This window comes from Serratia sp. (in: enterobacteria), from assembly GCF_046715635.1.
GTDB lineage: Bacteria > Pseudomonadota > Gammaproteobacteria > Enterobacterales > Enterobacteriaceae > Chania.
The window spans coordinates 1-2,653 of record NZ_JBKJYW010000246.1 but is presented as its reverse complement, the minus strand read 5'-3'; the positions used below and the strand labels follow the sequence as shown (position 1 = coordinate 2,653).

General features: G+C 47.5%; 2 protein-coding genes. Both read left to right on the top strand.

Annotation, left to right across the window (positions count from 1 at the left end; translation table 11 throughout):
* The first annotated feature begins 62 nt into the window (after positions 1 to 62).
* On the top strand, positions 63 to 743 hold the full coding sequence (deoC, locus tag ACLQ7H_RS12215; protein ID WP_411752899.1) for a deoxyribose-phosphate aldolase: 681 nt from the start codon (positions 63 to 65) through the stop codon (positions 741 to 743).
* A 163-nt stretch (positions 744 to 906) separates the two neighbouring features.
* Positions 907 to 1,671 (top strand): DNA-binding transcriptional repressor DeoR, encoded by a 765-nt coding sequence (deoR, locus tag ACLQ7H_RS12210; protein WP_411752898.1) that lies wholly within the window; start codon positions 907 to 909, stop codon positions 1,669 to 1,671.
* The last annotated feature ends 982 nt before the right edge of the window (positions 1,672 to 2,653 follow it).

Below are 2,653 nucleotides of genomic sequence, written 5' to 3'. Positions count from 1 at the left end.
AATGTTAGGATTATAACATTACTAACATCCAAAAGCGTTATTACACCCACTGAGGAATTACCATGACTACTGAACAGATTGATTACGCTCGCTATATCGACCATACCCTGCTGGCTATGGACACCACGGAAAGCCAGATCAACCAACTGTGCGAAGAAGCGCGTCAGCATAATTTCTATGCCGTTTGCGTTAACTCAGGTTATGTCCCGTTGGCCGCTCACCTGTTACAGGAAAGCAACGTTAAAGTATGCTCGGTTATCGGTTTCCCTCTGGGAGCTGGTCTGACCGTATCCAAGGCTTTCGAAGCCAAAGCCGCCATTGCCGCTGGCGCACAGGAAATCGACATGGTGATCAACGTCGGTTGGCTGAAAAGCGGCCTGAATGACGAAGTGAAGGCCGACATCGCCGCGGTGCGTGAAGTTTGCGCGGCTATCCCGTTGAAGGTAATATTGGAAACCTGTCTGCTCAGCGATGAACAAATCGTTGTGGTTTGTGAGATGTGTCGTGAACTGGATGTCGCTTTCGTTAAAACCTCTACCGGTTTCAGCACTGGCGGCGCTCGTGAAGACCACGTCAAGCTGATGCGTGCTACCGTAGGCAGCGAGATGGGCGTCAAAGCCTCTGGCGCAGTGCGCGATCGCGCTACCGCAGGGAAAATGATTGCCGCCGGTGCAACACGTATCGGCACCAGCTCGGGCGTTGCGATCGTTTCTGGCGATGCGGCTGACACCGGTAACTACTGATTTTCGCTAGCTCTACCAAGTTATAGCGACATCTAATGCGGAGTAGTGCCCTTGCGGCACTACTCCGCATTATTGTGTTGGAGCGAACGAAAAAGACTTTTGGCTCCTTTATGCCCTTTGGCCACACTTGAGAAACCTGGGGATAAAACTGTAGGAATAACTGATGGAAACCCGGCGCGACGAACGTATCAACCGGCTAGTTCAGGCTCTAAAGCGTTCAGACAAGATCCATTTAAAAGAAGCAGCCGCACTGCTAGGCGTTTCGGAAATGACTATCCGGCGCGATCTCAGTGCCGAACCTGCTGCGGTGGTCTTGCTTGGGGGTTATGTCGTAGCCGATCCGCGTATCAACGGGGTCACCAATTATTTTGTCTCCGATCAGAAAGCCAAACAGGTGGCGGAAAAACGCCGTATTGGTATGTTGGCGGCACCGCTAGTCAACGAAAATGACACGGTGTTCTTTGACTGTGGCACCACCACCCCGGCAATTATCGACGCCATTGCCGATGAGCTTCCCTTTACCGCCATCTGCCACTCACTCAATACTTTTCTTGCGCTGCAGGACAAACCCAATTGCAAGGTGATCCTGTGCGGTGGCGAATTCAAGCCGAGCAACTACATTTTCACCGCCATTGGCCAGCATAACGAGTTGGACCATATCTGCCCTAACGTGGCTTTTATCTCAGCGGCAGGCATCACTTTGCAGCACGGCGCAACCTGCTTCAATTTTGATGAGTTGGCGATGAAACACAAAGCGTTAGACAAGGCGCAGCAAAAAATCCTGGTCGCCGACCACAGCAAATTTGCCCAAACCAAGCCCGCCTGCATCGGGCCGTTGGCGTTGTTCGATAAAGTGATCACCGATCGCCAGCCTGAAGCCGAATTCATCGAGTTTTTCAACCAACACGCGGTTGCTTTGCGTTTCTAATCTTGGCCTCACTGCGGTTTTATGCCGTGTCCCCAGGTGCCCATCAGCGCCACTTGGGGGGCGCGGCTGCAAATTCCTGGTTAAACTTAGGCTTTTTTTTAAGCAATTAAACTTAAAATATTCCTAATGGTCGATAATTACAGGTTAATAGATTGCAACAACTTGCCAGCGTTATTATTCCGCTCAGAACATTATTTCGGTAATTTGCATCAATTCTCACCCAGATAAAATGGCCACCAGCCTTAATTTTTGCCGTCCCCCCCTCTTTTAGCAAAAAATTATCGGCTATTTTTAATCAAATTATCAGTATTTATCCTTATTCGTATGATGATTGCATTCACTTTATTACGCCCGTCACTTTCCGGCCATTTCGATAACAAAAATCACTAAATAATTGTAAAAACAATCAGATAGAATTTCATCTCATAATAATAAAACGTGATCTATATCACTAAAACAGCTTAATCCGGCATTTTAGCTAGATCCAAACCAGCACATAAAATATATTGCTCGCCCTGACACATCAGGCAGGTTTTTATCTGGCTAAACATCATACAAACCGGATAAAGACTGTGGATTAAGTGAGGGCGCTTGCAGCATGATATTTCGCACAAACGCGCAACATTTGCATGAAAATTTACAATAAAAGCGTTTAACCGCGCACATCACGCATTTGAGAGCGAGATCACGGTTGTTTCTGCTGCAAATCGTTATCTTGCCGCCAACAAAATCGGTGGGCAGTTGCTCCTCCGACAGAAGCATCGGCGTTGGCCCCTTTAACAGCAGAAACCATTTTGGACAGGTTAGTCACATCATTAGCCTGATAAACAATTCGGAGGCGCAGTTCAACCTCTGGTTGTAACAACTGATTTTACCACTGGTGGCATAGCCACTTATTTCACCAGCGGATTTTAAACTTAAGTTTTTCTTTTTATTTTAAATTATCGTGTTCACCTCGGAGATATTTATGGACACTACACAG